The following is a 23,410-nucleotide window of genomic DNA, read 5'->3' as shown; positions in this document are numbered from 1 at the left end:
GGGGGTATCCGACACCCACCCTAACAGTCATACCCAGGGGGGTATTCCAGAGACGGAAGACCACCCCGTCCGGTGGTCACGGAACACGTCGGCGTCACGGTGTGGCAGCCCCGCACCTTCGAGGGCGTCGATGCGATGCGCGAGGCATGCCGAAGACCCCGGCTGCCAACGGCACTCGGGGTCTTCGTTTCGCCTGTTCGGGCGGCAGCGGAGGATACGAGATTCGAACCCGTGAGGGGCTCAGTTCCCGCTCACGCCCTGCGCCAGGCGCTGAGCAGTTCCTCGGGGCCGTACGCCGCCTGGAGGCCGGAACAACCGACCCCGCTGCGGGAGACCGCGACGAGCGGTACCGGCTCGTCGGTGATCGCCGCCCGGTGCTTGTGCAGTGCGGCCAGGTCGTGGCTGTCGAACGCGGAGTTCTCCAGCCACTTGACCGAGCCGAGGAAGAGCAACTGCTTGGCGACCGGTTGCCGGTCGGCGCCGACCAGGTCGACTTCGATGTCGTTGCTGCGGGTCCAGTACGCGCCGATCGCCGGGGCAGCGGGCAGGAGCCCGTCCGGCAGGAGGCGGGCGAGGGATTCCCGGACCAGGGGCTCGATCGCGCGGCCCCGCCAGCTCGTCCACCGCTCCTTGATCCGGCTCAGCGTGAGGTCCCCCCGCATCCGCTCGATCTCCGCCATGTGCGGATCCAGAAACGCGAGCCAGAAGCGCAGGTAGGGGTCGGCGATCCGGTAGCGGCGTTCTTTCGACGGCCGCAGTGAGAGGGGCAGCTCGGCCGCCACGACTCGCTTCTCGGTCAGGACATCCGTGGCCCGGGTGAGCGTCGTGTGGGCGATGCCGCCCGCGGCCCGCGCGATGTTGGTGAAGGTCCGCTCCCCGGATCCGATGGCCCGCAGGACTTCCCTGCTCATCGCATGCGGGGGAAACTCCGCGGCCAGTGAACGCTCGGCGGAGACCAGCAGTGCCGAGATCGGATTGTCCAGGGAGTCGCGGAGGAACTCCCACACATCGGCTCCGGCCCGCCACTCGGCGCAGATCAGGGGGAGGCCCCCCGTGATCAGAGCGGCGTCGAACGCGGCCGCAGGGGACAGGTCGAGCATCTCGCCGATGTCCGCCGGGTTCAGGGGCCCCACGACCATTTCCCGGCCGCGCTGGTGAAAGGGACGGTCGTAGCTGTTCAGCGCCTCCATCATCGACAGGTCGGACCCGACCAGGAGGAGAAGCACCGGCTTGCGGCTCAGCAGCCGGTCCCATGCCCGCTGGAGCATGCCCTCGAAGGCGTCGATGCGGTCCATGAGATACGGAACCTCGTCGATGACGACCACGCTCGGTCTGTCGTCGGGAAGGATGTCCGCGAGCAGCCTGAACGCCGCATTCCACTGCCCCGGGGTCTCCTCCGAGAACAGCCCTCGATCCGGCAGACTGGATCGGGCGACGGCGTCGAGAAGCTCCGACAGCTCGTCCTCCGCCGTGCCGCCCGCCGCGGTGAAGAAGAGATTCGGCGTCTCGGTACGCCGTAGGAACTCCTCGACGAGACTGGACTTGCCGACCCGCCGCCTCCCCCGCATGAGGATGCACTGCCCCGGCTTCGCCGACCCGACGGCACCGTGAACCGCCCGCCAGGCGCTGCCGAGCACGCTCAGCTCGTGGTCCCGCCCGATGAAACGACGCATGCAAGACTCCCGACGGCGATAGTATCGGCAGAGATACTATCGCTCCCGATACCATCCTGCGGGACGCCGCTGCGGAAGGGGCTGGCCTAGCCAGGAATGCCAAGGTCCTTCAGGTAGGTGAGACGGGCGTTTATCGCCGCTGAGAAGTGCCGCCAGTCGAGGCTTTCCACCAGTTCGACGGGCTTGGGGTCCTCGGCCGAGGACGTGACGTAGCACGCGGCGTCGTAGAGCTGTTCGGCCACGAGGCGCTCGCAGAAGATCCCGAACCGATCCTGGTATGAGGTGCCGTGCCAGATCTCGTCGGAGGGCAGGGCGCCCTTCGCGGTCTTGACCGGCCTCCGGGAGCCTTCGCCGTCCTGCATGATGAAGAAGTAGCCGAGCCAGGGCTTCTCCTTCGGGTAGAGCTCGGCCAGGGCTGCGCGGCGGAGGTCCACCGCGCTGCCGAGTGCTTCCTCCACCCGGTTGTTGTAGTTGTTGCCGTACGACGGCCCTCCGAGTGCCTTCATCTCGAAAGCCGCGACGAGTACTCCTTGGTGAACGACTACGAGGTCCCATTGTTTCTGCGGCCGGTAGTAGCCGGGCAGCTCCAGGCCCTGGGACTTGTTGACGCGGATGCTCTCGGGCGGGAAGCCGGCGTCCAGGAAGAACTTCGCCAAGAGGGTCGCGATCACATCGAAGTGCTTGCCACCGCGTACCGATCCGGCTGTGCCTGCGCCAACCGCGGCTTTGATCGCGGACTGCTCGTTCTGGAGCTGTTTCGCGCCCCAATAGGCCGCAATGGCGTCTTCGAAGTCTTGGCGGGTGACCGTCAAGATCCGTGCCTCCCTAGTCAGGCAGCTCGGCGAGCCCGTAGACGCGAAGCGCGGCCTCCGTGGCGGCCTTCACGTCGCGCTTGTCGAAAGCCTCTGCAAGGGCAACCCGGTCGCTCTCGCTGATCGCCGCGGGGTCGGGCACGCGGATCTTGCGGAGGTACTGCGCCTGAAATCGGAGGGTCCCCCCTCGCATCTTGACCGCGTACGCCTCCACGAACGCTTCCGCGACCTTGGACAGCAGCAGACCACCGAGTACGCGCATGTCCCAGACGTCCGAGACGATGAAGTACAGGTTGTGGTGAGGGTACAGGCCGCCTTCGTCGAGGACCGGATGGATCGTCAGCTTCATGTCCGGAAACAGCAGCTTGGGACGCCCGGTCAGGCGGTGGTCGACCTTGTCGATCGTCTTGTACCAGCGTTGGGGCTGCTTGACCGCGATGTAGCGCTTACGCAGGGCGGCACCGTGCTCTTCGAAGTACTTGAGGAGCCGGGGGTGTGCGGTGAGGTCTACGAGGTCGCCTTCGGCAGTCCACGGGTTGACCAGGTAGGTGCCGTGCCAGTTCAGAGTGCCGCTGGTGGTGTCACGGACCATGGCCATCGGCAACAGCCGGTCACGTTCGACGAGGCTGTCGTCGTCTGTGAGGAAGACCTTGTCGGCGCCGGTAGCGATGCCGATGCCGACGCGTGTTCCGGTCTTGTCGTCCTCCAACAGCCGGAAACGTTCGGTCAGCTCCTCCAGGACTGCCAGCCTGGCTGGTGACGCGGCCGGCCACGAGTCCTCGTCCGGGAACCAGTGCGGCATACGCGCGGCCTGGAAGGCCGGGGTGGCGATCGACTCTGACGTGCCCCTCGCGTACCAGTCGGCGAAGTCGTGGGCCTGGGTGCTTCCGAAGGCGCGGGTGGTATCCGCTGCGACCGCCTCACCCTGGGAACGGTTCGAGATGAGCGTGATCGCCGGATAGGCCGAAACTTGATCGTCGAACGCGTCCACGTCGTGCATGACGAGTGCCAGATCCATGCTGAAACGACGCCTCACCAGCTGCCGGAGCCGACGGCCGTACTGGTTCCGCATCCAGCGGTCCGCGCAGATGAAGCCCAGCCGGCCTCCGGGCTTGAGGCTTCGCAGCGCGGTCTCGTAGAAGCCGACGTAAATGTCTGCTCGGCCGCCCATCGTGGGACAGGCGGTGCGATAGGCGGCCATCCGATGGTCGGGGACGTCTTCAAGGCGAATGTACGGAGGGTTGCCCACCACGTAGTCGGCACGGTGATCGGCGTCGGACTGCAGTAGGTAGTCGCCTTCTTCGACCCATGCTGCTGCCACCCGCTGGGCTTCCTCGGCCTGCCATCCCTCGTCCACCAGCTGCTTCTCGATGACCGCACGGCTTTGTTTCACGTTGCGCTCCAGCAGGTCCAGAGCACGAACCGCCGCGAGCGCGTCTGTGATCGGTCGATTGTGTGCACGGCAGGAGGCACTGATTCGCGATGCCACAGCCACCAGGAATGCACCCGAGCCGCAGGCCGGCTCGACGAGCTTCACGTCGCAGAGATCCTTGTCGGCCGTGTAGCCGAGGAGGTCGAGGATCAGGTCGACCACCCAGCGTCGCGTGAAGACCTCGCCGTGCTCCACGGCTTCCGCGGGAAGGGCAGGAAGGCCGTGGAGATCGGTGTCAGGGAACAGAGGAGTGGCCACGTCCTGACACTACTAGGGGGGATCTCGGCCATCCGAAGTTACGCCGGCCGCCCAGGCGCCGGGCCGCTAGCGGACCGTCTGCCGGGTCCTCCGGCAACGCTCGCCACATGAACGGCAACCAGAACCGCAACCACGCACGTCGAAGGGCCCCACCGCGAACGGTGGGGCCCTTCGACATCGTGCCCGGTGAGGCACTGGCGGAGGATACGAGATTCGAACTCGTGAGGGGTTGCCCCCAACACGCTTTCCAAGCGTGCGCCCTAGGCCTCTAGGCGAATCCTCCGCCGGAAACATTACATGACCGAGAGGAGTGCTCGCGAACTCGTTCCCCGCTGCTGACATCGGGTACTCTCTGTGGAGCCCCTCACGCGGCGCTATCTGACTGAACTCCCCCAGGGCCGGAAGGCAGCAAGGGTAGGTTGGCTCTGGCGGGTGCGTGGGGGGCGCTTGCGTGTCCGGAGCCGGGCCGGCGGGCGGGGCTCGTTGTCAGTGGGCGCCTATAACCTCGTAGGCGTGTCGTCTCTCGCGCTGTACCGCCGCTATCGCCCGGAGTCTTTCGCCGAGGTCATCGGGCAGGAGCATGTCACCGACCCGCTGCAGCAGGCGCTGCGGAACAACCGGGTCAATCACGCGTACCTGTTCAGCGGACCGCGCGGCTGCGGCAAGACGACCAGTGCGCGGATCCTCGCGCGGTGCCTGAACTGCGAGCAGGGGCCCACGCCGACCCCGTGCGGGGAGTGCCAGTCCTGCCGGGACCTGGCCCGCAACGGACCCGGCTCGATCGACGTCATCGAGATCGACGCCGCGTCGCACGGTGGTGTGGACGACGCCCGTGAACTGCGCGAGAAGGCGTTCTTCGGCCCCGCCTCCAGCCGCTACAAGATCTACATCATCGACGAGGCCCACATGGTCACGTCGGCCGGCTTCAACGCGCTGCTGAAGGTCGTCGAGGAGCCCCCCGAGCACCTGAAGTTCATCTTCGCCACCACCGAGCCCGAGAAGGTCATCGGGACCATCCGCTCGCGGACCCACCACTATCCCTTCCGGCTCGTCCCGCCGGGCACGCTGCGCGACTACCTCGCCGAGGTCTGCGGCCGGGAGGAGATCCCCGTCGAGGACGGCGTGCTGCCGCTCGTCGTGCGCGCGGGTCAGGGGTCCGTGCGTGACTCGATGTCCGTCATGGACCAGCTGCTCGCCGGCGCGAGGGAGGAGGGTGTGACGTATGCCATGGCCACCTCGCTGCTCGGCTACACCGACGGCTCGCTGCTCGACTCCGTGGTGGAGGCCTTCGCGACCGGAGACGGGGCCGCCGCCTTCGAGGTCGTGGACCGCGTCATCGAGGGGGGCAACGACCCCCGTCGTTTCGTCGCCGACCTGCTGGAGCGGCTGCGGGACCTGGTGATCCTGGCCGCCGTGCCGGATGCCGTGGAGAAGGGGCTCCTCGACGCCCCCGCCGACGTCCTGGAGCGCATGCAGGCCCAGGCCGGCACCTTCGGCGCCGCAGAGCTGAGCCGGGCCGCCGACCTCGTCAACGAGGGACTGACCGAGATGCGGGGGGCCACCTCCCCGCGGCTCCAGCTCGAACTGATCTGCGCCAGGGTGCTGCTGCCCGCGGCGTACGGGGACGAGCGCTCCGTGATGGCCCGCCTCGACCGCCTGGAACGGGGAGGCAACTTCTCCGCGGGTGCCGGCATGCCCGCCATGGGGTACGTGCCGGGGCCCGACGCCCATGCGGGGGCGGCCGCAGCCGCGCCCGTTCCGCCGGGTGGCGGGCCCGCCGCGGCCCGGGCCGCCGTACGGGCTCCGGGTGCGCCTCCCACGGCACCCACCCCGCCCACTCCGGCCACCCCGTCGGCTCCCGCTGCCGGCCCGCAGAGCGGCCAACAGCCCCAGCAACCTCAGCAACCTCAGGCTCCGGCCCCAGCCGCCGCGGAGTCCATGCCCGCGCCCGCCCCGGCCGCCGCTCCCGCCGCGCAACCCGCCTCTGCCCCAGCCCCCGGCGCCTGGCCCACCGCCGCGTCCGCAGGCGGCGGCCGCCGCCCCGGTGGCTGGCCCACGGCGGCCTCGGCGGGCGGCGGAGCCCAGCAGCCCCCCGCCGCGCCGAGCGGCGCCCCCACACCCGCCCCGCAGCCCTCGGCGCCCCCGCCCGCCCCCACCCCGGGCACGGCACCCGCCTACGCCCCTCCGAGCGGCGGCCTGGACCCGCGCATGCTCTGGCCCAACATCCTGGAGGCCGTCAAGAACCGGCGCCGCTTCACCTGGATCCTGCTCAGCCAGAACGCCCAGGTGACCGGCTTCGACGGCACCACCCTGCAACTCGGCTTCGTCAACGCCGGAGCGCGCGACAACTTCGCGAGCAGCGGCAGCGAGGACGTTCTGCGGCAGGCGCTGGCCGAGCAGTTCAACGTGCAGTGGAAGATCGAGGCGATCGTCGACCCGTCCGGTGGCGGCTCGGCTCCTCCGCCGACCGGCGGCTCCCCCGGCTTCGGCGGCGGCGGGGCCGGAAGCCACACCGGGGGCGGCACGGGCGGCTACGGCGGTGGCGGCAACAGCGGCTTCGGCGGCGGTGCGCCGTCCCCTCAGCGCCCGGCTCCTGCCCAGTCCACAGCCCCGACCTCGCCCCCGACGGCCTCGGCCCCCGCCCCGGCGCCGCAGCGCTCCGCACCCGAGCCGCCGCCCCCCGTCTCCATCGAGGACGACATCCCCGAGGACGACGACCCCGACCTCAACGAGTCGGCCCTGTCCGGGTACGACCTGATCGTCCGGGAGCTGGGGGCGACGGTGGTGGAAGAGATCATGAACGAGTAGACGCACGGACTTCGTAGACGAGCGGACTTCGTAGACGCAGGGACCAGGCAGACGCACGGACTTGAACGAGCAGACGCGGGGACTTGGAGGAACGTACAGGTCCCCAACCCCCGGCCCCTCGGCATCCCGCACAAGAACCCCGTTAGGCTGACCCCCGTGAAGGTCCTCGTCATCGGTAGCGGCGCCCGCGAACACGCCCTGTGCCGCTCCCTGTCCCTCGATCCCGACGTCACCGCGCTGCACTGCGCACCCGGCAACGCCGGCATCGCCGAGGTCGCCGAGCTGCACCAGGTCGACGCCCTGGACGGCAAGGCCGTGTCCGCGCTGGCCACGGAGCTCGGTGCCGACCTCGTCGTAGTCGGGCCGGAGGCGCCGCTCGTCGCCGGGGTCGCCGACGCCGTGCGCGAGGCGGGCATCCCGGTCTTCGGCCCCTCCGGCGAGGCCGCGCAGATCGAGGGCTCCAAGGCGTTCGCGAAGGACGTGATGGCCGCGGCCGGCGTGCCCACGGCCCGTTCCTACGTCTGCACCACGCCCGCCGAGGTCGACGAGGCCCTGGACGCCTTCGGCGCCCCGTACGTCGTCAAGGACGACGGTCTCGCCGCCGGCAAGGGCGTCGTCGTGACCGCCGACCTGGAAGCGGCCCGGGCACACGCCAACGCCTGCGAACGCGTCGTCATCGAGGAGTACCTCGACGGCCCCGAGGTCTCCCTCTTCGCCATCACCGACGGCGAGACGGTCGTCCCGCTCCAGCCCGCCCAGGACTTCAAGCGCGCCCTCGACGGCGACGAGGGCCCCAACACCGGCGGCATGGGCGCCTACTCCCCGCTGCCGTGGGCGGACCCGAAGCTGGTCGGCGAGGTCCTGGAGACGGTCCTGCAGCCGACCGTCGACGAGATGCGCCGACGCGGCACCCCGTTCTCCGGCCTGCTCTACGCCGGTCTGGCGATCACCTCCCGCGGCGTACGGGTCATCGAGTTCAATGCCCGCTTCGGCGACCCCGAGACGCAGGTCGTCCTGGCCCGCCTCAAGACCCCGCTGGCCGGCGTCCTGCTGGCCGCCGCCAAGGGCGAGCTCGCGCACCTGGAGCCCCTGCGCTGGAGCGAGGACGCCGCGGTCACCGTCGTCGTCGCCTCGCACAACTACCCGGGAACCCCGCGCACCGGCGACCCGATCACCGGCCTCGACGAGGTGGCCGCCGAGGACGCCCCGCACGCCTACGTCCTGCACGCGGGCACCAGGCGCGACGGCGACGCGGTCGTGAGTGCCGGCGGCCGCGTCCTGTCCGTCACGGCGACCGGCAAGGACCTCACCAAGGCCCGCGAGCGCGCCTACCGGGCCGTCGCCCGTATCCGGCTCGACGGCTCCCAGCACCGTACGGACATCGCGGCGAAGGTGGCGGAGGGCGCATAGGCACCCCCGAAACGCCTGCTTCCGGTAAACCCCGCGGGCCCCGAATCCGTCTCAGGATTCGGGGCCTGATCCTTGCTGTCCGTCGTTCACCTTTCCCCAAAGCCATTCCATCGAGTGACCGATGCCCCATCCGGCTGACGTGAGCCGGGGCCCCAACTAGGGTGCGGCGCAAGCATTCCGGCACTTGGCCCACCGGCATTGCGATGTCAGTGGCGGGTGCCACAGTGGGGGAGTGAGCAAAGCCAGGACAGTTCGGACAGCCAGGGCAGCGCGGAGGGGGTGAGGTCCGGCGTGACCGGTATGGGTGTGGAGATGGGTGCGCAGGCTGCGCGCGCCCGTGCGCTCGCCGTGCTGCGCATTCGCAGCCGGGCGCTCGCCGTGGCCCTGCTGCCCGCCGCGGTCGCCGTGGTGCTGCTCGCAGGCGTCTCCACCGGTCACCTCGTCGGGCCGTTCTGGCATGCCGCCCGCTGGGTGGTGACCCCCGTCGCCGTGCTCGTTCTGCTCGCCGCCGCCGGTGTCGCCCTGGTCGTGGCCCGCGCCCGCCCCGCCGTCAGCCCGACGGTCCCGATAGCCGAGGAGCAGGCACCGGACCTGTACCGGATGGTGCGCGACCTCGCCGACCGCCTGGACGTGCCGGCCCCGTCCGCGATAGCGCTCACCCCGGACTGCGACAGCTGGCTGGAGGACCGCACCCATCCCTCCCACGGCCCGCCACCGGCCGAGGAGGGCGACGAACCAGGCGGCCTGCGCGGCCCGAGCGCCCGTGGCGCCCAGCGCCGTACGCCCGCCGCCCCCGTCCTCGTCATCGGCTCCCCGTTCCTGTGGTGGATGCGCGTGGGCGAACTGCGCGCGGTCCTCGCCCCGGTCGTCGCCGGTACGGGTCCGTCCGCCCACCCCGACATAGCCCTGGCCCGGCGCTTCGTCCGGGGCTTGGACGCCGCGGTGGCCGTCGCCTCGACGAGCGGCCGCTGTCCGGGGTCGCGGGCGGTGTGCGCGGCCCTCGGCTGGGTCGCGCGCCTGCTGCTGCGCAGCTGCCGGGATCACGCCGCCGAGATGGAGCGGGGCGTGGCCGCCGCTGCCGCCGAGCGTGCACAGGCTGTGGATTACGGGCTGCGGATCGTCGCCCAGGAACAGGTCGGGCTGGCGTACGCCGGCTGGGACCGGCTGCTCACCCGTGTCGCGCTGCCGGCCTGGCGGATGGGCCGCTGGCCGTCCCGGCTGGACGCGGGCGTCGTGGCCGCGCTCACCGAACTGTCCAGACGGGACCGGCTGGCCGAGGGCTTCGCCTCCCGGCTGGGCGAGCGCCCCGCCTGTGACCTGCTCGAAGAGCCCGGCGTGATCGACGAGGCCGCCTCACTGCTCGCCGCCCGACTCTTCCACGGCGGTCCCGCCGAGCCCGGCCCGGACTGGTCCCCGGTGGACTGGCAGGCGTATCCGGAGGAGGTCGTCGACCGTAAGTGGCGTACCGACGCGGCCCGCCTCCACCGCGTCCTCGACACCCTCGGCGTCCGCCCCACCTCCGGTGGCACCGCGCCCGAGGCGGACGGCCCGACCCTGGCCCGCGTCCTGGACCACCTGTCGACCCCGCCGACCTCCACCACCACCGGTCCGCCGACCGGGCCCATGACCGAGCCCTCCCCGGCGACCGCTTCCGACCCCACGGCCGCACCCGGTGCCGGGCCCGCCTCCGAGCCCACGCCCACCGACGCTCCCGAGCTGCCACACCCTCCAGGTGCCCCGGACGCCTCGGCGGCCCCGGACGCCCCGGCAGCCCCAGATGCCTCGGGCGCCCCCACCGCCCCCGCCGCCCCAGCCACCCCCATCACCCCCAGCCCACCCAGCCCCCCGACACCCCCCAAGGCCCCCTACGCATCCATGGCCGAAGACCACCCCTCGGACGTCGAGGAAACCGAGCGAAGCTCCACCCTCGCCGCCGGCCTGACCGCCGAACTGGCCCGTGAGGAGGCCGCGGCACCAGCGGACCGGACGGCCTCCCCGGCCGCCGACAGCACCCTCCTGGACATCGGCGCGCTCCCACTCTTCCCGCTCCAACCGCCGCGCACGTCACGGGAGTTGCTGACCGACCACGTGACGGCCATGGTGTGCTGCGCCGCGATGGACACGGCAGGCGCGGCCCCGGGGCTGGACTGGCTCGACGGGCCCACCCTTCTGATCAACGGCGAGAGGGCCGCCGATCTGACCCCCAGGGTGCTCAGCCTGATCGAGGAGGGCGATCCGGCACCTCTGCGCGCCTGGTTGCTGGAGTCCGGGATACGCCCGGAGAAGCCGGTACGGCTCGTCTGAACACCCGGAACGCAGCGGCCCGGACGCGTTCGCGGTCGGAGGCCCTGGTTCCACTTTCGGCCAATTCGCAACGAATAGTGACAGGATGCGTGCGCAATGTGATGTGCTGGGACCGATAGCGCATATGGCAAGGGCTTACGACAGACGACAGTTGTCACCGCGGCCCGCGCCAGAAGAAGAAACCGCAAGTCACACGGGCAACTGGCACCACACAACGCTCGACGCACCGCCACGGGGGACGAGGGAGGGGTAGTGGCCATGGGGTCGGAGCAGATCCGCCGCTGGGAGTCGGGAGCACTCGCGCACGCCGTGACGGACCCCTTCGGGCAGGGTCCCGTCCCCTGGCTGCGCGGCAACGTGACGTACTTCGACGACACCGGCCAGGTCGTCCCCTGGTACGTGGACGGTCAGGCCCACCCGCCGACGGCGAACACACCCAGGGTCCCGGCGCCCCGAAGCGCCGGCCCTCGCTCGGCCGACGACATCCACCGCCAGATCAAGGGCTTCACATCCACCGGCGCGGTCAGCCCCGGCGAGGCCGTCGACTTCCACATCACCGTCGACCCGCCCCAGGAATTCGCCGTGGACGTCTACCGCATCGGCCACTACGGCGGGGACGGCGCCGCCAAGATCACCACCAGCCCGCGTCTCTCCGGCATCGTGCAGCCCCCACCGCTCACCGCCGACCGCACGGTGTCCTGCCACCACTGGTGGCTGTCCTGGCGCCTGCAGATCCCGTCGTACTGGAGCATCGGCGCGTACGTGGCCGTCCTGACCACCGCCGACGGCTACCGCTCCCACATCCCCTTCACCGTGCGGGACAAGCACCCCGCGGACCTGCTCCTGCTCCTGCCCGACATCACCTGGCAGGCCTACAACCTCTACCCCGAGGACGGCCGCACCGGAGCCAGCCTCTACCACGCCTGGGACGAGGACGGCCGGCTGCTCGGCGAGGCCGACGCCGCCACGACCGTCTCCTTCGACCGCCCGTACGCGGGCGCGGGCCTGCCCCTGCACGTCGGCCACGCCTACGACTTCATCCGCTGGGCCGAGCGCTACGGCTACGACCTCGCCTACGCCGACGCCCGCGACCTGCACGCCGGACACGTCGACCCCACCCGGTACCGCGGCCTGGTCTTCCCCGGCCACGACGAGTACTGGTCGACGCACATGCGCCGCACGGTGGAGGTCGCCCGCGAGAACGGCACGTCCCTGGTCTTCCTCTCGGCCAACTCCATGTACTGGCAGGTCGAGTTGGGACCCTCGCCCTCCGGCGTCCCCGACCGCCTGCTCACCTGCCGCAAGCGCAAGGGCCCCGGCCGCCCGGTGCTCTGGCGCGAGATCGACCGCCCCGAGCAGGAGGTGATCGGCATCCAGTACGCGGGCCACGTCCCCGAGCCGCACCCGCTGATCGTCCGCAACGCGGACCACTGGCTGTGGGAGGCGACCGGCGCACACGAGGGCGACGAACTCGCCGGCATGGTCGCGGGCGAGGCCGACCGCTACTTCCCGCGCACCCCGCTGCCCGACCACGAGGAGCGCGTCCTGCTCGCCCACTCCCCGTACACCGACAAGGAGGGCGTCGTCCGCCACCAGGAGACGTCCCTGTACCGCGCCCCTTCCGGCGCCCTGGTCTTCGCGTCCGGGACGTTCGCATGGTCCCCCGCACTGGACCGCCCGGGCCACGTCGACGCGCGTGTCCAGCGCGCCACCGCCAACCTCCTCGACCGCATCTGCAAACGTGACTGACTCCAGCTGGAGCACCCCCCGTCCGCGGTCGATCTCCGGCATACGGGAGAATCGAGCCACTTGGACAGAACCACGGGGAGGAACCGTGTCCGGATTCGTAGAAAAGCCCGAGCCGACCCAGGTTCCCGGCTTGGTGCACCTGCACACCGGCAAGGTGCGCGAGCTGTACCAGAACGAGGCGGGCGACCTCGTGATGGTCGCCAGCGACCGCATCTCCGCGTACGACTGGGTGCTGCCGACCGAGATCCCCGAGAAGGGCCGCGTCCTCACCCAGCTCTCCCTGTGGTGGTTCGACCAGATCGCCGACCTGATCCCCAACCACGTCCTGAGCGCCGACCTGCCCGCCGGCGCCCCCGCCGACTGGGCGGGCCGCACCCTCGTCTGCAAGTCGCTCCAGATGGTCCCGGTGGAGGCGGTGGCCCGCGGCTACCTCACCGGCTCCGGCCTGGTCGAGTACGACGAGTCCCGCACCGTCTGCGGCCTCGCCCTTCCCGAGGGACTCGTGGACGGCTCCGAACTGCCCGCCCCGATCTTCACGCCGGCCACGAAGGCCGCGGTCGGCGAGCACGACGAGAACGTCTCCTACGAGGAGGTCGCCCGCCAGGTCGGCGCCGACACCGCCGCCCGGCTCCGGCAGGCCACCCTCGCCGTCTACTCCCGCGGCCGGGACATCGCCCGCGAGCGCGGCATCATCCTCGCCGACACCAAGTTCGAGTTCGGCTTCGACGGGGAGACGCTGGTCATCGCCGACGAGATCCTCACCCCGGACTCCTCCCGCTTCTGGCCGGCCGACCAGTGGCAGCCGGGCCGCGCGCAGCCGTCGTACGACAAGCAGTTCGTCCGTGACTGGCTGACCTCGCCGGCGTCCGGCTGGGACAGGAAGAGCGAGCAGCCCCCGCCGCCGCTGCCGCAGGACGTGGTGGACGCGACCCGCGCGAAGTACGTGGAGGCGTACGAGCGCCTGACCGGCACGAGCTGGACGTAGGGCCTGTCGTTCTGACCATGTCGGCTGAGAGGCGCAGTTCCTCTCAGCCCACCTGATCCGACAGACCGTAGACCACGAAAAGACCCCGGCCCATCAGGACCGGGGTCTTTTTCCCGAGCGGACGACGAGGCTCGAACTCGCGACCTCAACCTTGGCAAGGTTGCGCTCTACCAACTGAGCTACGTCCGCACTGCGCCGTGGCGCGAGAGCAACTATACCCAACCTCGCTCCCGCGCGAGACGCACTGCCGCATGACGGTTCTCCGCCCCGAGCTTGGAGACGGCGGACGACAGGTAGTTCCGTACGGTCCCCTGGGACAGCGCGGCCCGCTCCGCGATCTCCGCGACGGGCGCCCCGTCTGCGGCGAGTTCCAGCACCTCGGCCTCCCGCGCGGTCAGCGGCGAGTCCCCGGCGGCGATCGCGTCGGCCGCCAACTCGGGGTCGACGTAACGGTTTCCGGCATGCACGGTCCGGATGATCTCCGCGAGCCGCTGAGCGCTGACCGTCTTCGGGACGAACCCCCTCACACCGGCCTCCAGCGCCCGCTTCAGATGTCCGGGCCGCCCGTGACTGGTCACTATCAGCACCTTGCAGCCGGGAAGCCCGGCACGCAGGGATGTGGCGACCTTCACACCGTCCGCCCCGGGCATCTGAAGATCCAGGACGGCCACGTCGGGTTCGTGCGCCCGCGCCATCGCCAGTGCCTCGGGTCCGGTGGCCGCCTCGGCGACGATCACGAGGTCGTCCTCCAGGGAGAGCAGTGTGGCGAGCGCGCCCCGGATCAGATGCTCGTCGTCGGCGAGCAGCAGCCGTACGGGGGCGGTCATACGGCGACCTCCCGCACGCCCGCCGCCAACGGGACCTGCGCCACCAGCCGGAACGCCCCTTCCCCGGCGGGCCCGGCCTCCAGCGTCCCGTCCACCGCCGCCAGCCGCTCCCGCAGCCCGGCCAGCCCGGATCCCCCAGCGCCGTCGGCGGACTCGACAGCGCCGTCGTTCTCCACCGTCAACCTCACGTGCCCCTCCGTCACCCGCACTCCCACCGTGCACCGCCCGGCATCTCCGTGCCGCAGCACGTTGGTGGTCGCCTCCCGCACGACCCACGCCAGCGCCGACTGCACCTCGGCGGGCAGCCCGGTCGCCTCCCCGGTCACCTCGCACTCGATCCCGGCCGCCGTCAGCACGCCCTGCGCACCGGTGAGTTCGACCCCGAGGTCGGCCTCCCGGTACCCACGGACGACGTCCCGCACCTCGCGCTGCGACTCCTGCGCGATCCGCTGCACCTCGATCATCTGCTCCACGGCCTCGGGCCGTCCCCGCCGCGCCAACTGCACGGCCAGTTCGCTCTTCAGCGCGATGACGGCCAGGTTCCGCCCCATCACGTCGTGCAGATCCCGCCCGAACCGCAGCCGCTCCTCGGCGACGGCGAGCCGGGCGCGGGTCTCGCGGGCCTCGTCGAGTTCGTAGACGGCGGTCACCAGCCAGAGCGAGAACACCGCGCTGGCGGCGACGAACCCGCCACCGACGAGCACCCCCACCGCACCGACCAGGGCGACGACGGCGGGCGCGCCGAGGGCGAGCGCCACCAGCGCCGCTCCCGCCGCGAAGCCCGCGACAGTGGCGACGACGCGGCGCCGGCTGCGCATCCCCATCACGAGGACGCCCACCCCGTAGACCAGCACGAGGCCGAAGACACCGCCCGCCGAGGAGTCGACGTCCTTGCCGTCGGGGCCGTACCGGGCGACCGCGAGCGCCGCGGTGCCGGCCGCCGCGGTGGCCGCGCCGAGCGCCCACAGCAGTCCCGTGGGCCGTTCACGCCGGCCGCGCACCCAGGTCATCGCTCGCGAGACGGTCAGGCAGCACAGTGCCGAGTGGATGCACACCATGAGGAACACCCAGCCGCCGAACTCGGGCCCGACCCCGGCGAAGGCGGACGGCCCGACGAGCAGAATCTCGACGGCGGCGAGGGAGTGGAACGACCACCGGATGTACGCCTCGAACTTCTCCGGCGTGCTCTTGCGCCGCCACCAGCCCCCCGCCTTGCGCATGTCCCGGCTCCCCCCTACGTCAGCGCCTGGGTTCCCAGCGGAACCACCGCCGTACAGCAAACACTCCCAGGGCCGTCCAGGCCAGCGCGGTCATGACAGGACCCACCGCCTCGTACAGGGAGAGGTCCCCGGTCCACCCGGCCCGTATCAGCGTGATCGCCGGCGACAGCGGGAACAGCTCGAAGACCGAGGCCACCCGGTCGGGCAGCACCTCCAGCGGGACGGCCATCCCGGAGCAGATCATCGAGACCAGCACCAGGGGCAGCGAGGTGACCTGGGCGCTCTCCACGGTCCGGGTGAAGGCCGAGGTTACGGCGGCCAGGGCCGCGGAGACCACCAGGCCCAGCAGCAGGCCGACGACGGCGAGGTGGGGCGCCTTCGGGGCCGGGACGTCGAGCAGCACGCTGCAGCCGACCGCCAGGACCAGGGACTGGACGAGGCCGAGGGCGACGGACGGGGCCGCCGCCCCGGCGAGGATCTCGACGTCCCGCACCTCTCCGGTGCGCAGCCGCTTCAGGACGAGTTCCTCGCGCCGCCCGACGAGGACGTTGAGGAGCGCCGAGTACACCGCGAAGAGCAGCGAGAACCCGATGGCACCGGGCAGCAGCACCAGACCGATGCTGAGCCCGGTCCCCTTCAGGTCCATGTCCTCGACGAACGTCCGCGTGCTGAACGGCAGCACCAGCGGCACGATCAGCGCCGCGAAGATCATGGCCTTGCTGCGCATGAACAGCGTCAACTCGGCCCGTCCGAGTGCCGCGACGCGCCCCAGGGGCGTGGTGGCGGTCCCGCTCATGCCGCGTACTCCTTCACTTCGACGGAATCCCTGGACGCCTCCCGGGCGATCCCCAGGAACGCCTCCTCCAGCGAGGCCGAACGCACATCCAGCCTGCGCAGCTCCACTCCGGTCGTCTCGGCCCACACCAGCAGCCGGGTCGCCGCCTGCTGCAGCCGGCGGGTCCGCAGCCGGACGGTCCGGCCGTCGACCTGGTGCTCGGTCACGCCCAGCTCACCCAGAGGCGGCAGGTCCCCGAGGAAGTAGCCCTCGGGCAGTTCGAAGGAGATCCGCGACGGCTGGGAGGCGGTCACGGCGGCCGGTGTCCCGGTGGCCGCGATCCGCCCCTCGTGCAGGATCGCGAGCCGGTCGGCGAGGTCCTCGGCCTCCTCCAGGTAGTGCGTGGTCAGCAGCACGGTGGTACCGGCGTCGCGCAGTGCCCGCACCAACTCCCAGGTGTCCCGGCGCCCTTCGGCGTCCAGTCCGGTCGTCGGCTCGTCCAGGAACAGCACCTCGGGGTCGCCGAGCAGCGCGAGCGCCAGGTCCAGCCGCCGCCGTTCACCCCCGGACAGCTGCTTCACCCGTACGCCGGCCTTCCCGGCCAGCCCGACCATGTCCAGCACCTCCAGCGGCGGCCGTGCCCCGCTGACGCACCCGGCCCACATCCGCGCGGTCTCGGTGACGGTCAGCTCGGACGGGAATCCGCCCTCCTGCAGCATCACCCCGGTCCGCGGCCGTACGGCGGCCCGCTCGGTGTAGGGGTCGTGCCCGAGCACCCGTACCCGCCCGCCGGCGGGTACGGCGAGTCCTTCGAGCAGTTCGACGGTCGATGTCTTCCCGGCGCCGTTGGTACCGAGCAGTGCGAAGATCTCGCCGCGGTCCACGCGGAAGGTCACTCCGCGCACCGCCTCGAACCCGCCCCCGTACACACGCCGCAGGTCAGTGACCTCAATCACGTGTTCGCGTTCGTCGATGTTCATGACATAAGCGTCCCGGCGACCGGGGGACGGCAGCAGTGCGCGCTGTCATGACTCCGCATGACAAATGTCAGGCGGGCGGGCACGCACGGAAAAACCCCGGTCCAGTGGACCGGGGTTTTCCGTCAGAGCGGACGACGAGGCTCGAACTCGCGACCTCAACCTTGGCAAGGTTGCGCTCTACCAACTGAGCTACGTCCGCATTGCCCCCGACCGGCTCTCACCGATCGGTGCGAGCACCAGCCTACCTGATCCACAACAGTGGTCCGTACGGCGGTGCAGAGCGGGTGACAGGAATTGCACACTGCGCCTTCCCCCTGGAAGGGGGATGTTCTACTACTGAACTACACCCGCATGCCTTCGCGAGCTGGGCTTTTCTGCCCCGCTCGGCGGCGTGTCCCAGACATTAGCTGATCGGCAGGGGGGTAGCGCAAGTCGGCTGCCCCCGGGGCCCGCTGACGGGCCCTGAGGGCGTGCTCCCGGGTCACCTCACTGCGCGGAGGCGAAGGCCTCGTAGACCTTCTTGGGGATCCGGCCGCGAGCGGGGACCTCCATCTTGTTGGCCTGGGCCCAGGCCCGGACGGCAGCCGGGTCCGGGGCGACCTCGGTCTGCCTGTACGCCTTGCCTGACTTCGACCGCTTGCGGCCGGCTTCCACGTACGGCGCGAGCGCCTTACGCAGTTTCTTGGCATTGGCTTCATTCAGGTCGATCTCGTACGACTTGCCGTCGAGTCCGAAGGCGATCGTTTCCGCCGCTTCTGAGCCGTCGATGTCGTCAAAGAGAGTGACCACGACCTTCTGCGCCACGAATATCGGTCCCTTCGTACGGCACGCTGACAATTCATTTGTACCGTGCCCGACAATGCAATGTGAAGCTCGACTAAATCCTCCCGCGTGTCCAAAATCAAGAGGGAGCGCAGCGACTTCGATTGAAGGGTGGTGGCGGGAGAGGGGCGTGCGCAATAGGTATCGGGTGTCGATCCGGGATCTTTTCCGGAACTTTTCGCCGACGGAGGCCCCTGTTCCGCAGCGTGACCGCGGTCACGTAGCTTCCTACGAGTCGACGCGCGTAGAAATTTTGTGCAGGTAGTCTGAAACCACTGCAGGAACCTGCTCAGCACCACACCACCGGGAGTGCACGTGGCACGCGTCGTAGTCGACGTCATGCTCAAGCCGGAGATCCTCGACCCCCAGGGCCAGGCGGTGCAGCGCGCACTGCCGCGGCTGGGTTTCGACGGCATCTCGGACGTCCGTCAGGGAAAGCGTTTCGAACTGGAAGTTGACGGGCCGGTCGACGAGGCCGCGCTCGCCCGCATCCACGATCTTGCGGAATCCTTCCTCGCCAACACCGTGATCGAGGACTTCACCGTCCGCGTCGAGGAAGTCGCGGAGGCCGCGAAGTGACCGCTCGTATTGGCGTCGTCACTTTCCCGGGCTCTCTCGACGACCGGGACACCCAGCGTGCGATCCGGCTCGCGGGCGCCGAACCCGTCGCCCTGTGGCACAAGGACAAGGACCTCAAGCAGGTCGACGCCGTGGTGCTGTGCGGCGGGTTCTCCTACGGCGACTATCTGCGGGCCGGGGCCATCGCCCGCTTCTCGCCGGTGATGGACACGGTCATCGAGCAGGCCAAGGCCGGTCTGCCGGTCCTCGGCATCTGCAACGGCTTCCAGATCCTCACCGAGGCCCACCTGCTGCCCGGCGGGATGCTCGGCAACGACCATCTGCACTTCATCTGCCGTGACCAGAAGCTGCGGGTGGAGAACGCCGAGACCGCCTGGACGACCGACTACACGGCCGGCCAGGAGATCCACATCCCGCTGAAGAACATGGACGGCCGCTACGTGGCCGACCGGTACACGCTGGACAAGCTGGAGGCGGAGGGCCGGGTCGCCTTCCGGTACCTGGACTTCAACCCCAACGGCTCGCTCAACGACATCGCCGGCATCACCAACGAGGCCGGCAACGTCGTGGGGCTGATGCCGCACCCGGAGCACGCCGTGGAGCCGCTCATCGGCACCGGCCGCACCGACGGCCTCCCGTTCTTCACCTCGATCCTCAAGAAGCTGGTCAACGCATGAGCCGGACGCCTCTGGACACGGTCGAGCACGCGGCCGCGACCCCCGACGTCGAGCTGCCCTGGGCCGAACTGGGCCTGAAGAAGGACGAGTACGAGCGCGTGGTCGAGATCCTCGGCCGTCGGCCCACCGGTGCCGAGCTCGCCATGTACTCGGTCATGTGGTCCGAGCACTGCTCGTACAAGTCCTCCAAGGTCCACCTCCGCCAGTTCGGGGAGAAGGCCCCCGAGTCCGACGCGATGCTCGTCGGCATCGGCGAGAACGCCGGTGTGGTCGACGTCGGCCAGGGCTACGCGGTCACCTTCAAGGTCGAGTCGCACAACCACCCGTCGTACGTCGAGCCCTACCAGGGCGCGGCCACCGGCGTCGGCGGCATCGTGCGCGACATCATCGCGATGGGCGCACGGCCGGTCGCCGTGGTCGACCCGCTGCGCTTCGGCGCCGCCGACCACCCCGACACCAAGCGCGTGCTGCCCGGTGTCGTCGCCGGCATCGGCGGCTACGGCAACTGCCTCGGCCTGCCCAACATCGGCGGCGAGGTCGTCTTCGACGCCTGCTACCAGGGCAACCCGCTGGTCAACGCCGGTGCCATCGGTGTCATGCGGCACGAGGACATCCACCTCGCGAAGGCGTCCGGCGCGGGCAACAAGGTCATCCTGTACGGGGCCCGCACGGGTGGTGACGGCATCGGTGGCGCGTCGATCCTGGCCTCCGAGACCTTCGACGACGCCAAGCCGTCCAAGCGCCCGGCCGTCCAGGTCGGCGACCCCTTCCAGGAGAAGCTCCTCATCGAGTGCACCCTGGAGGCGTTCAAGGAGAAGCTGGTCGTCGGCATCCAGGACCTCGGTGCCGCGGGTCTGTCCTGTGCCACCTCCGAGCTCGCCTCCAACGGCTCCGGCGGCATGCGCGTGACGCTGGACGACGTACCGCTGCGCGACTCGACGCTCTCGCCGGAGGAGATCCTCATGAGCGAGTCGCAGGAGCGCATGTGCGCGGTCGTGGAGCCGGAGAAGGTCGACCGGTTCCTGGAGATCTGCGAGAAGTGGGACGTCATCGCCACCGTCATCGGTGAGGTCACCGACGGCGACCGCCTGGAGATCTACTGGCACGGCGGCAAGATCGTCGACGTCGACCCGCGCACGGTGGCGCACGAGGGCCCGGTCTACGAGCGCCCGTACGCCCGCCCGTCCTGGCAGGACGAGCTGCAGGCCGACGACGCGAACAAGCTGCCCCGGCCGGGGACGAGCGAGGAGCTGAGGGACCAGGTCCTGAAGCTGGTCGCCTCCCCCAACCAGGCCTCCAAGAAGTGGGTCACCTCGCAGTACGACCACTTCGTGCAGGGCAACACCGTCCTCGCCCAGCCCGAGGACTCCGGCATGATCCGCATCGACGAGGAGACCGGTCTCGGCGTCGCCATCGCGACCGACGGCAACGGCCGGTACGCCAAGCTGGACCCGTACGCGGGCGCCCAGCTGGCCCTCGCCGAGGCCTACCGCAACGTGGCCACGACCGGCGCCAAGCCGCTCGCGGTGTCCGACTGCCTGAACTTCGGCTCGCCCGAGGACCCCGCGGTGATGTGGCAGTTCGCGGAGGCGGTGCGCGGACTGGCGGACGGCTGCCTGCAGCTGGGCACCCCGGTCACGGGCGGCAACGTCTCCCTCTACAACCAGACCGGCGAGGCGGCCATCCACCCGACCCCGGTCGTCGCGGTCCTCGGCGTCATCGACGACGTGGCCCGGCGCACGCCGGTCGCCTTCCAGGAGGAGGGGCAGCTGATCTACCTCCTCGGCGACACGCGTGAGGAGTTCGGCGGTTCGGCCTGGTCCCAGGTCGTCCACGACCACCTCGGCGGCCTGCCCCCGAAGGTCGACCTGGAGCGCGAGCGCCTCCTGGCCGAGATCCTGATCTCCGCCTCCCGCGACGGCATGATCGACTCCGCGCACGACCTGTCCGACGGTGGCCTGATCCAGGCGGTCGTCGAGTCGGCCCTGCTCGGCGGCAAGGGCGCCCGCCTGATCGTTCCGGACGGTCTGGACGCCTTCACCTTCCTGTTCTCGGAGTCGGCGGGCCGCGCGGTCGTGGCCGTGCCCCGCTCCGAGGAGGTCCGCTTCAACGACATGTGCGGTGCCCGCGGCCTGCCGGCCACCCGTATCGGTGTCGTCGACGGCGACTCGGTGGACGTCCAGGGCGAGTTCGCGCTCACCCTGGAGGAGCTGCGCGAGGCGCACGAGGGGACGATCCCGGCGCTGCTCGCGTAAGCGCAGGCCGGTCACGCGCCGACGGTCGTAGCGGTACGACGGTGAAGGCCCCGCCGAGTCCAGGACTCCGGCGGGGCCTTCGCGTGTCCTCCACCGCCCGCTCACCGTCGGCCGGTTGCCCCACCACGACTAGGCTCACCGCCATGTCCCCGGCCAAGAAGCGCGCCCGCACCTACGACCCGGCCAAGATCCGCACGGCGGTCCTCACCCAGTTCGGGAACGTCCGGCAGGCCGTGCGCACCCTCACCGACGACCGGCTCGCCCTGCCCACCCGCCTGGCCGGCTGGACCGTACGCGACCTGGCCGCGCACGTGGCCATGGGCGTGGAGAGCGTCAGCCGCAACCTCGACCGCGACGAGCCGGCCAAGGTGGAGCTCACCCTGCTGGACTGGCCCTTCGCCACCGCCGCCCGCGCCGACGACATCGCCGGCGACACCCGGGAGCTGTCCGCCGCCCACCCCGACCTCGACGCCCTGTACGCCCGCACCGAGGAACGCCTCACGCACCGGCTGGCGAAGGCACCCGGCGACCGCCTGCTCGCCGCCCGCACCGGCGCCATGACCCTCGCCGACTACCTGGTCACCCGTACCGTCGAACTCGTCGTCCACACCGACGACCTGAACGCCGCCGTCCCCGGCCTCGACATCCCGTACGACCGCCAGGCCCTCGCCGCCTGCACCCGCCTGCTCGCCGACGCGCTCGCCGCCAGGGCGCCCGGCGGCTCCACCGAGGTGAGGATCCCCCCGTATGCCGTCGTGCAGTGCGTCGAGGGACCCAGGCACACCCGGGGGACCCCGCCGAACGTCGTCGAGACCGACCCGATGACCTGGATCCGGCTCGCGACCGGACGGCTGCGGTGGCGGGACGCGCTCGCGCAGGCCCGGGTCAGCGCGAGCGGGGAGCGAGCCGACCTGGGCGGACTGCTGCCGCTCATGGGCTGACACCGGTGGGCGGAACCCGGCGGAACCGGTCCCGTGTCCCTCCCGTCCCACCGGCATGAACACACTCGGCACTCTCCGCATGGACAAGCGACTGACCGCCCTCGCCGCGCTGACCCTGCTCCCGCTCGCCATCGCCTGCGGCAATGAGAAGGCGGGCAGCGACTCGGTCGGCGCCGGCGCCTCGGCCTCCGTCTCCGGCGCGCACTGGTCGGTCGACGACGTCACCGTCGACGGCAGGAAGAACGCCGCCCCGGGCGGCGCCTACCTGCGGATCGCCGACGGCGGCGAGGTCAAGGGCAACCTCGGCTGCAACAACTTCGGAGCCGACGCCTCCTTCGAGGACAGCCACGTCACCTTCGACAAGCTCCACGCGACCGAGATGGCCTGTGAGGGCGTGCCCCCGAACTTCGAGCAGACCCTCTCCCGCGTCCTCGCCGACGGCGACCTCACCACCGAGGTCGACGGCGACAAGCTCACCCTCACCACGAAGGACGGCGACAAGGTGGCCCTCACCAAGCAGGAGGCGGCCCCGCTCAAGGGCACGAAGTGGACCATCACCAGCCCCGACGCCGACGGCAAGGCGCACCTCACCTTCGACGAGAAGACCGGGCAGGTCAGCGGCAGCCTCGGCTGCAACAGGGTGAAGGCGAAGGCAACGGTCAGCGACGGCAGTATCACGCTGGGCACCGCGTCCACCACCCGAATGATGTGCGACACCTCACTCATGGAAACGGAGAAGGCCCTCCTCCGGCTCTTCGACGGCACCGTGACCTACCGACTGGATCACCGGAACCTCACTCTGACCAGCGAAAACGGCCAGAGCGTCAACGCGACCGCCGCTGAGTGATCCTTTACGGTCGCGTATCCCCAATTCGGACCAGTGGTCGACCTCGCCTACACTCG

The 23,410-nt window shown here is 70.6% G+C and carries 18 protein-coding genes, 4 tRNA genes and 1 other RNA gene; 11 read left to right on the top strand and 12 right to left on the bottom strand.

Going from position 1 to position 23,410, the window contains the following annotated elements:
• Positions 1-251: 251 nt before the first annotated feature.
• The 4 genes from ACFYNL_RS16075 to ACFYNL_RS16060 form a co-directional block, all read right to left on the bottom strand.
• Positions 252-1,673, bottom strand: a complete 1,422-nt coding sequence (locus ACFYNL_RS16075; protein ID WP_388802906.1) for an ATP-binding protein — start codon at positions 1,671-1,673, stop codon at positions 252-254.
• A gap of 86 nt (positions 1,674-1,759) precedes the next feature.
• Entirely contained in the window at positions 1,760-2,485 is a 726-nt protein-coding gene (locus ACFYNL_RS16070) for a PaeR7I family type II restriction endonuclease (protein WP_388802903.1), read from the bottom strand.
• 13 nt (positions 2,486-2,498) lie between these two features.
• Positions 2,499-4,175: an Eco57I restriction-modification methylase domain-containing protein gene (locus ACFYNL_RS16065; RefSeq protein ID WP_388802900.1), complete on the bottom strand. Its 1,677-nt coding sequence runs from the start codon at positions 4,173-4,175 to the stop codon at positions 2,499-2,501.
• A 195-nt stretch (positions 4,176-4,370) separates the two neighbouring features.
• Positions 4,371-4,458 (bottom strand) — tRNA-Ser (locus tag ACFYNL_RS16060).
• A 72-nt stretch (positions 4,459-4,530) separates the two neighbouring features.
• On the opposite strand from ACFYNL_RS16060, the gene ffs reads away from it, so the two are divergent.
• The 6 genes from ffs to ACFYNL_RS16030 all read left to right on the top strand — a co-directional run bounded on the left by ffs (position 4,531) and on the right by ACFYNL_RS16030 (position 13,431).
• Positions 4,531-4,629, top strand: an RNA gene (gene ffs / locus ACFYNL_RS16055) — signal recognition particle sRNA small type.
• Between the two features lie 59 nt (positions 4,630-4,688).
• A complete protein-coding gene (locus tag ACFYNL_RS16050) occupies positions 4,689-6,983 on the top strand; it encodes a DNA polymerase III subunit gamma and tau (RefSeq protein ID WP_388802898.1) in 2,295 nt (764 codons plus the stop codon).
• A gap of 156 nt (positions 6,984-7,139) precedes the next feature.
• A complete protein-coding gene (gene purD, locus ACFYNL_RS16045; protein WP_388802896.1) occupies positions 7,140-8,393 on the top strand; it encodes a phosphoribosylamine--glycine ligase in 1,254 nt (417 codons plus the stop codon).
• A gap of 300 nt (positions 8,394-8,693) precedes the next feature.
• A complete protein-coding gene (locus tag ACFYNL_RS16040) occupies positions 8,694-10,697 on the top strand; it encodes a hypothetical protein (protein WP_388804542.1) in 2,004 nt (667 codons plus the stop codon).
• Positions 10,698-10,955: 258 nt separating this feature from the next.
• Entirely contained in the window at positions 10,956-12,446 is a 1,491-nt protein-coding gene (locus ACFYNL_RS16035) for a N,N-dimethylformamidase beta subunit family domain-containing protein (RefSeq protein WP_388802893.1), read from the top strand.
• Between the two features lie 85 nt (positions 12,447-12,531).
• The gene (locus ACFYNL_RS16030) at positions 12,532-13,431 is read left to right on the top strand and encodes a phosphoribosylaminoimidazolesuccinocarboxamide synthase (RefSeq protein ID WP_388802890.1); all 900 of its coding nucleotides are present in this window, start codon (positions 12,532-12,534) and stop codon (positions 13,429-13,431) included.
• A 116-nt stretch (positions 13,432-13,547) separates the two neighbouring features.
• Here ACFYNL_RS16030 and ACFYNL_RS16025 read toward each other — a convergent pair.
• The 8 genes from ACFYNL_RS16025 to ACFYNL_RS15990 all read right to left on the bottom strand — a co-directional run bounded on the left by ACFYNL_RS16025 (position 13,548) and on the right by ACFYNL_RS15990 (position 18,037).
• A tRNA-Gly gene (locus ACFYNL_RS16025) sits at positions 13,548-13,620 on the bottom strand.
• A 23-nt stretch (positions 13,621-13,643) separates the two neighbouring features.
• On the bottom strand, positions 13,644-14,258 hold the full coding sequence (locus tag ACFYNL_RS16020; RefSeq protein ID WP_019757310.1) for a response regulator: 615 nt from the start codon (positions 14,256-14,258) through the stop codon (positions 13,644-13,646).
• Positions 14,255-15,478 (bottom strand): sensor histidine kinase, encoded by a 1,224-nt coding sequence (locus ACFYNL_RS16015; protein ID WP_388802886.1) that lies wholly within the window; start codon positions 15,476-15,478, stop codon positions 14,255-14,257. The genes ACFYNL_RS16020 and ACFYNL_RS16015 overlap by 4 nt, the downstream gene beginning before the upstream one ends.
• Positions 15,479-15,497: 19 nt before the next feature.
• Entirely contained in the window at positions 15,498-16,274 is a 777-nt protein-coding gene (locus tag ACFYNL_RS16010) for an ABC transporter permease (protein ID WP_388802883.1), read from the bottom strand.
• Positions 16,271-17,233, bottom strand: a complete 963-nt coding sequence (locus ACFYNL_RS16005; RefSeq protein WP_388802880.1) for an ABC transporter ATP-binding protein — start codon at positions 17,231-17,233, stop codon at positions 16,271-16,273. The genes ACFYNL_RS16010 and ACFYNL_RS16005 overlap by 4 nt, the downstream gene beginning before the upstream one ends.
• Positions 17,234-17,359: 126 nt before the next feature.
• A tRNA-Gly gene (locus tag ACFYNL_RS16000) sits at positions 17,360-17,432 on the bottom strand.
• Between the two features lie 80 nt (positions 17,433-17,512).
• A tRNA-Gly gene (locus tag ACFYNL_RS15995) sits at positions 17,513-17,584 on the bottom strand.
• A gap of 135 nt (positions 17,585-17,719) precedes the next feature.
• Complete coding sequence (locus ACFYNL_RS15990; RefSeq protein ID WP_062702641.1) at positions 17,720-18,037, bottom strand: Lsr2 family protein; 318 nt, start codon at positions 18,035-18,037, stop codon at positions 17,720-17,722.
• Positions 18,038-18,370: 333 nt separating this feature from the next.
• Here ACFYNL_RS15990 and purS point away from each other — a divergent pair, with 333 nt between their 5' ends.
• From purS to ACFYNL_RS15965, 5 genes are all read left to right on the top strand, one after another.
• Positions 18,371-18,634: a phosphoribosylformylglycinamidine synthase subunit PurS gene (purS, locus tag ACFYNL_RS15985; protein ID WP_003991326.1), complete on the top strand. Its 264-nt coding sequence runs from the start codon at positions 18,371-18,373 to the stop codon at positions 18,632-18,634.
• Complete coding sequence (gene purQ / locus ACFYNL_RS15980) at positions 18,631-19,311, top strand: phosphoribosylformylglycinamidine synthase subunit PurQ (protein ID WP_019753406.1); 681 nt, start codon at positions 18,631-18,633, stop codon at positions 19,309-19,311. The genes purS and purQ overlap by 4 nt, the downstream gene beginning before the upstream one ends.
• On the top strand, positions 19,308-21,566 hold the full coding sequence (gene purL / locus ACFYNL_RS15975) for a phosphoribosylformylglycinamidine synthase subunit PurL (RefSeq protein WP_388802875.1): 2,259 nt from the start codon (positions 19,308-19,310) through the stop codon (positions 21,564-21,566). The genes purQ and purL overlap by 4 nt, the downstream gene beginning before the upstream one ends.
• 143 nt (positions 21,567-21,709) lie before the next feature.
• A complete protein-coding gene (locus ACFYNL_RS15970) occupies positions 21,710-22,507 on the top strand; it encodes a sterol carrier family protein (RefSeq protein ID WP_388802872.1) in 798 nt (265 codons plus the stop codon).
• A gap of 79 nt (positions 22,508-22,586) precedes the next feature.
• Positions 22,587-23,354, top strand: coding sequence for an META domain-containing protein (locus tag ACFYNL_RS15965; protein ID WP_388802869.1), 768 nt, complete (start codon positions 22,587-22,589; stop codon positions 23,352-23,354).
• Positions 23,355-23,410: the final 56 nt, after the last annotated feature.

The sequence above is a fragment of the Streptomyces sp. NPDC007808 genome (assembly GCF_042868655.1).
Taxonomy (GTDB): domain Bacteria; phylum Actinomycetota; class Actinomycetes; order Streptomycetales; family Streptomycetaceae; genus Streptomyces.
This window is presented reverse-complemented; position numbering and strand designations above follow the sequence as displayed.

What these genes read in the sequence shown, in the direction of transcription:
- purL (WP_388802875.1), top strand. Translation starts at nt 19,308, where the DNA reads ATGAGCCGGACGCCTCTGGACACGGTCGAGCACGCGGCCGCGACCCCC.
- ACFYNL_RS16020 (WP_019757310.1), bottom strand. Translation starts at nt 14,258, where the DNA reads ATGACCGCCCCCGTACGGCTGCTGCTCGCCGACGACGAGCATCTGATC.
- ACFYNL_RS15970 (WP_388802872.1), top strand. Translation starts at nt 21,710, where the DNA reads ATGTCCCCGGCCAAGAAGCGCGCCCGCACCTACGACCCGGCCAAGATC.
- ACFYNL_RS16005 (WP_388802880.1), bottom strand. Translation starts at nt 17,233, where the DNA reads ATGAACATCGACGAACGCGAACACGTGATTGAGGTCACTGACCTGCGG.
- ACFYNL_RS15965 (WP_388802869.1), top strand. Translation starts at nt 22,587, where the DNA reads ATGGACAAGCGACTGACCGCCCTCGCCGCGCTGACCCTGCTCCCGCTC.
- ACFYNL_RS16035 (WP_388802893.1), top strand. Translation starts at nt 10,956, where the DNA reads ATGGGGTCGGAGCAGATCCGCCGCTGGGAGTCGGGAGCACTCGCGCAC.
- ACFYNL_RS16075 (WP_388802906.1), bottom strand. Translation starts at nt 1,673, where the DNA reads ATGCGTCGTTTCATCGGGCGGGACCACGAGCTGAGCGTGCTCGGCAGC.
- ACFYNL_RS16010 (WP_388802883.1), bottom strand. Translation starts at nt 16,274, where the DNA reads ATGAGCGGGACCGCCACCACGCCCCTGGGGCGCGTCGCGGCACTCGGA.
- ACFYNL_RS16015 (WP_388802886.1), bottom strand. Translation starts at nt 15,478, where the DNA reads ATGCGCAAGGCGGGGGGCTGGTGGCGGCGCAAGAGCACGCCGGAGAAG.
- ACFYNL_RS16040 (WP_388804542.1), top strand. Translation starts at nt 8,694, where the DNA reads ATGGGTGTGGAGATGGGTGCGCAGGCTGCGCGCGCCCGTGCGCTCGCC.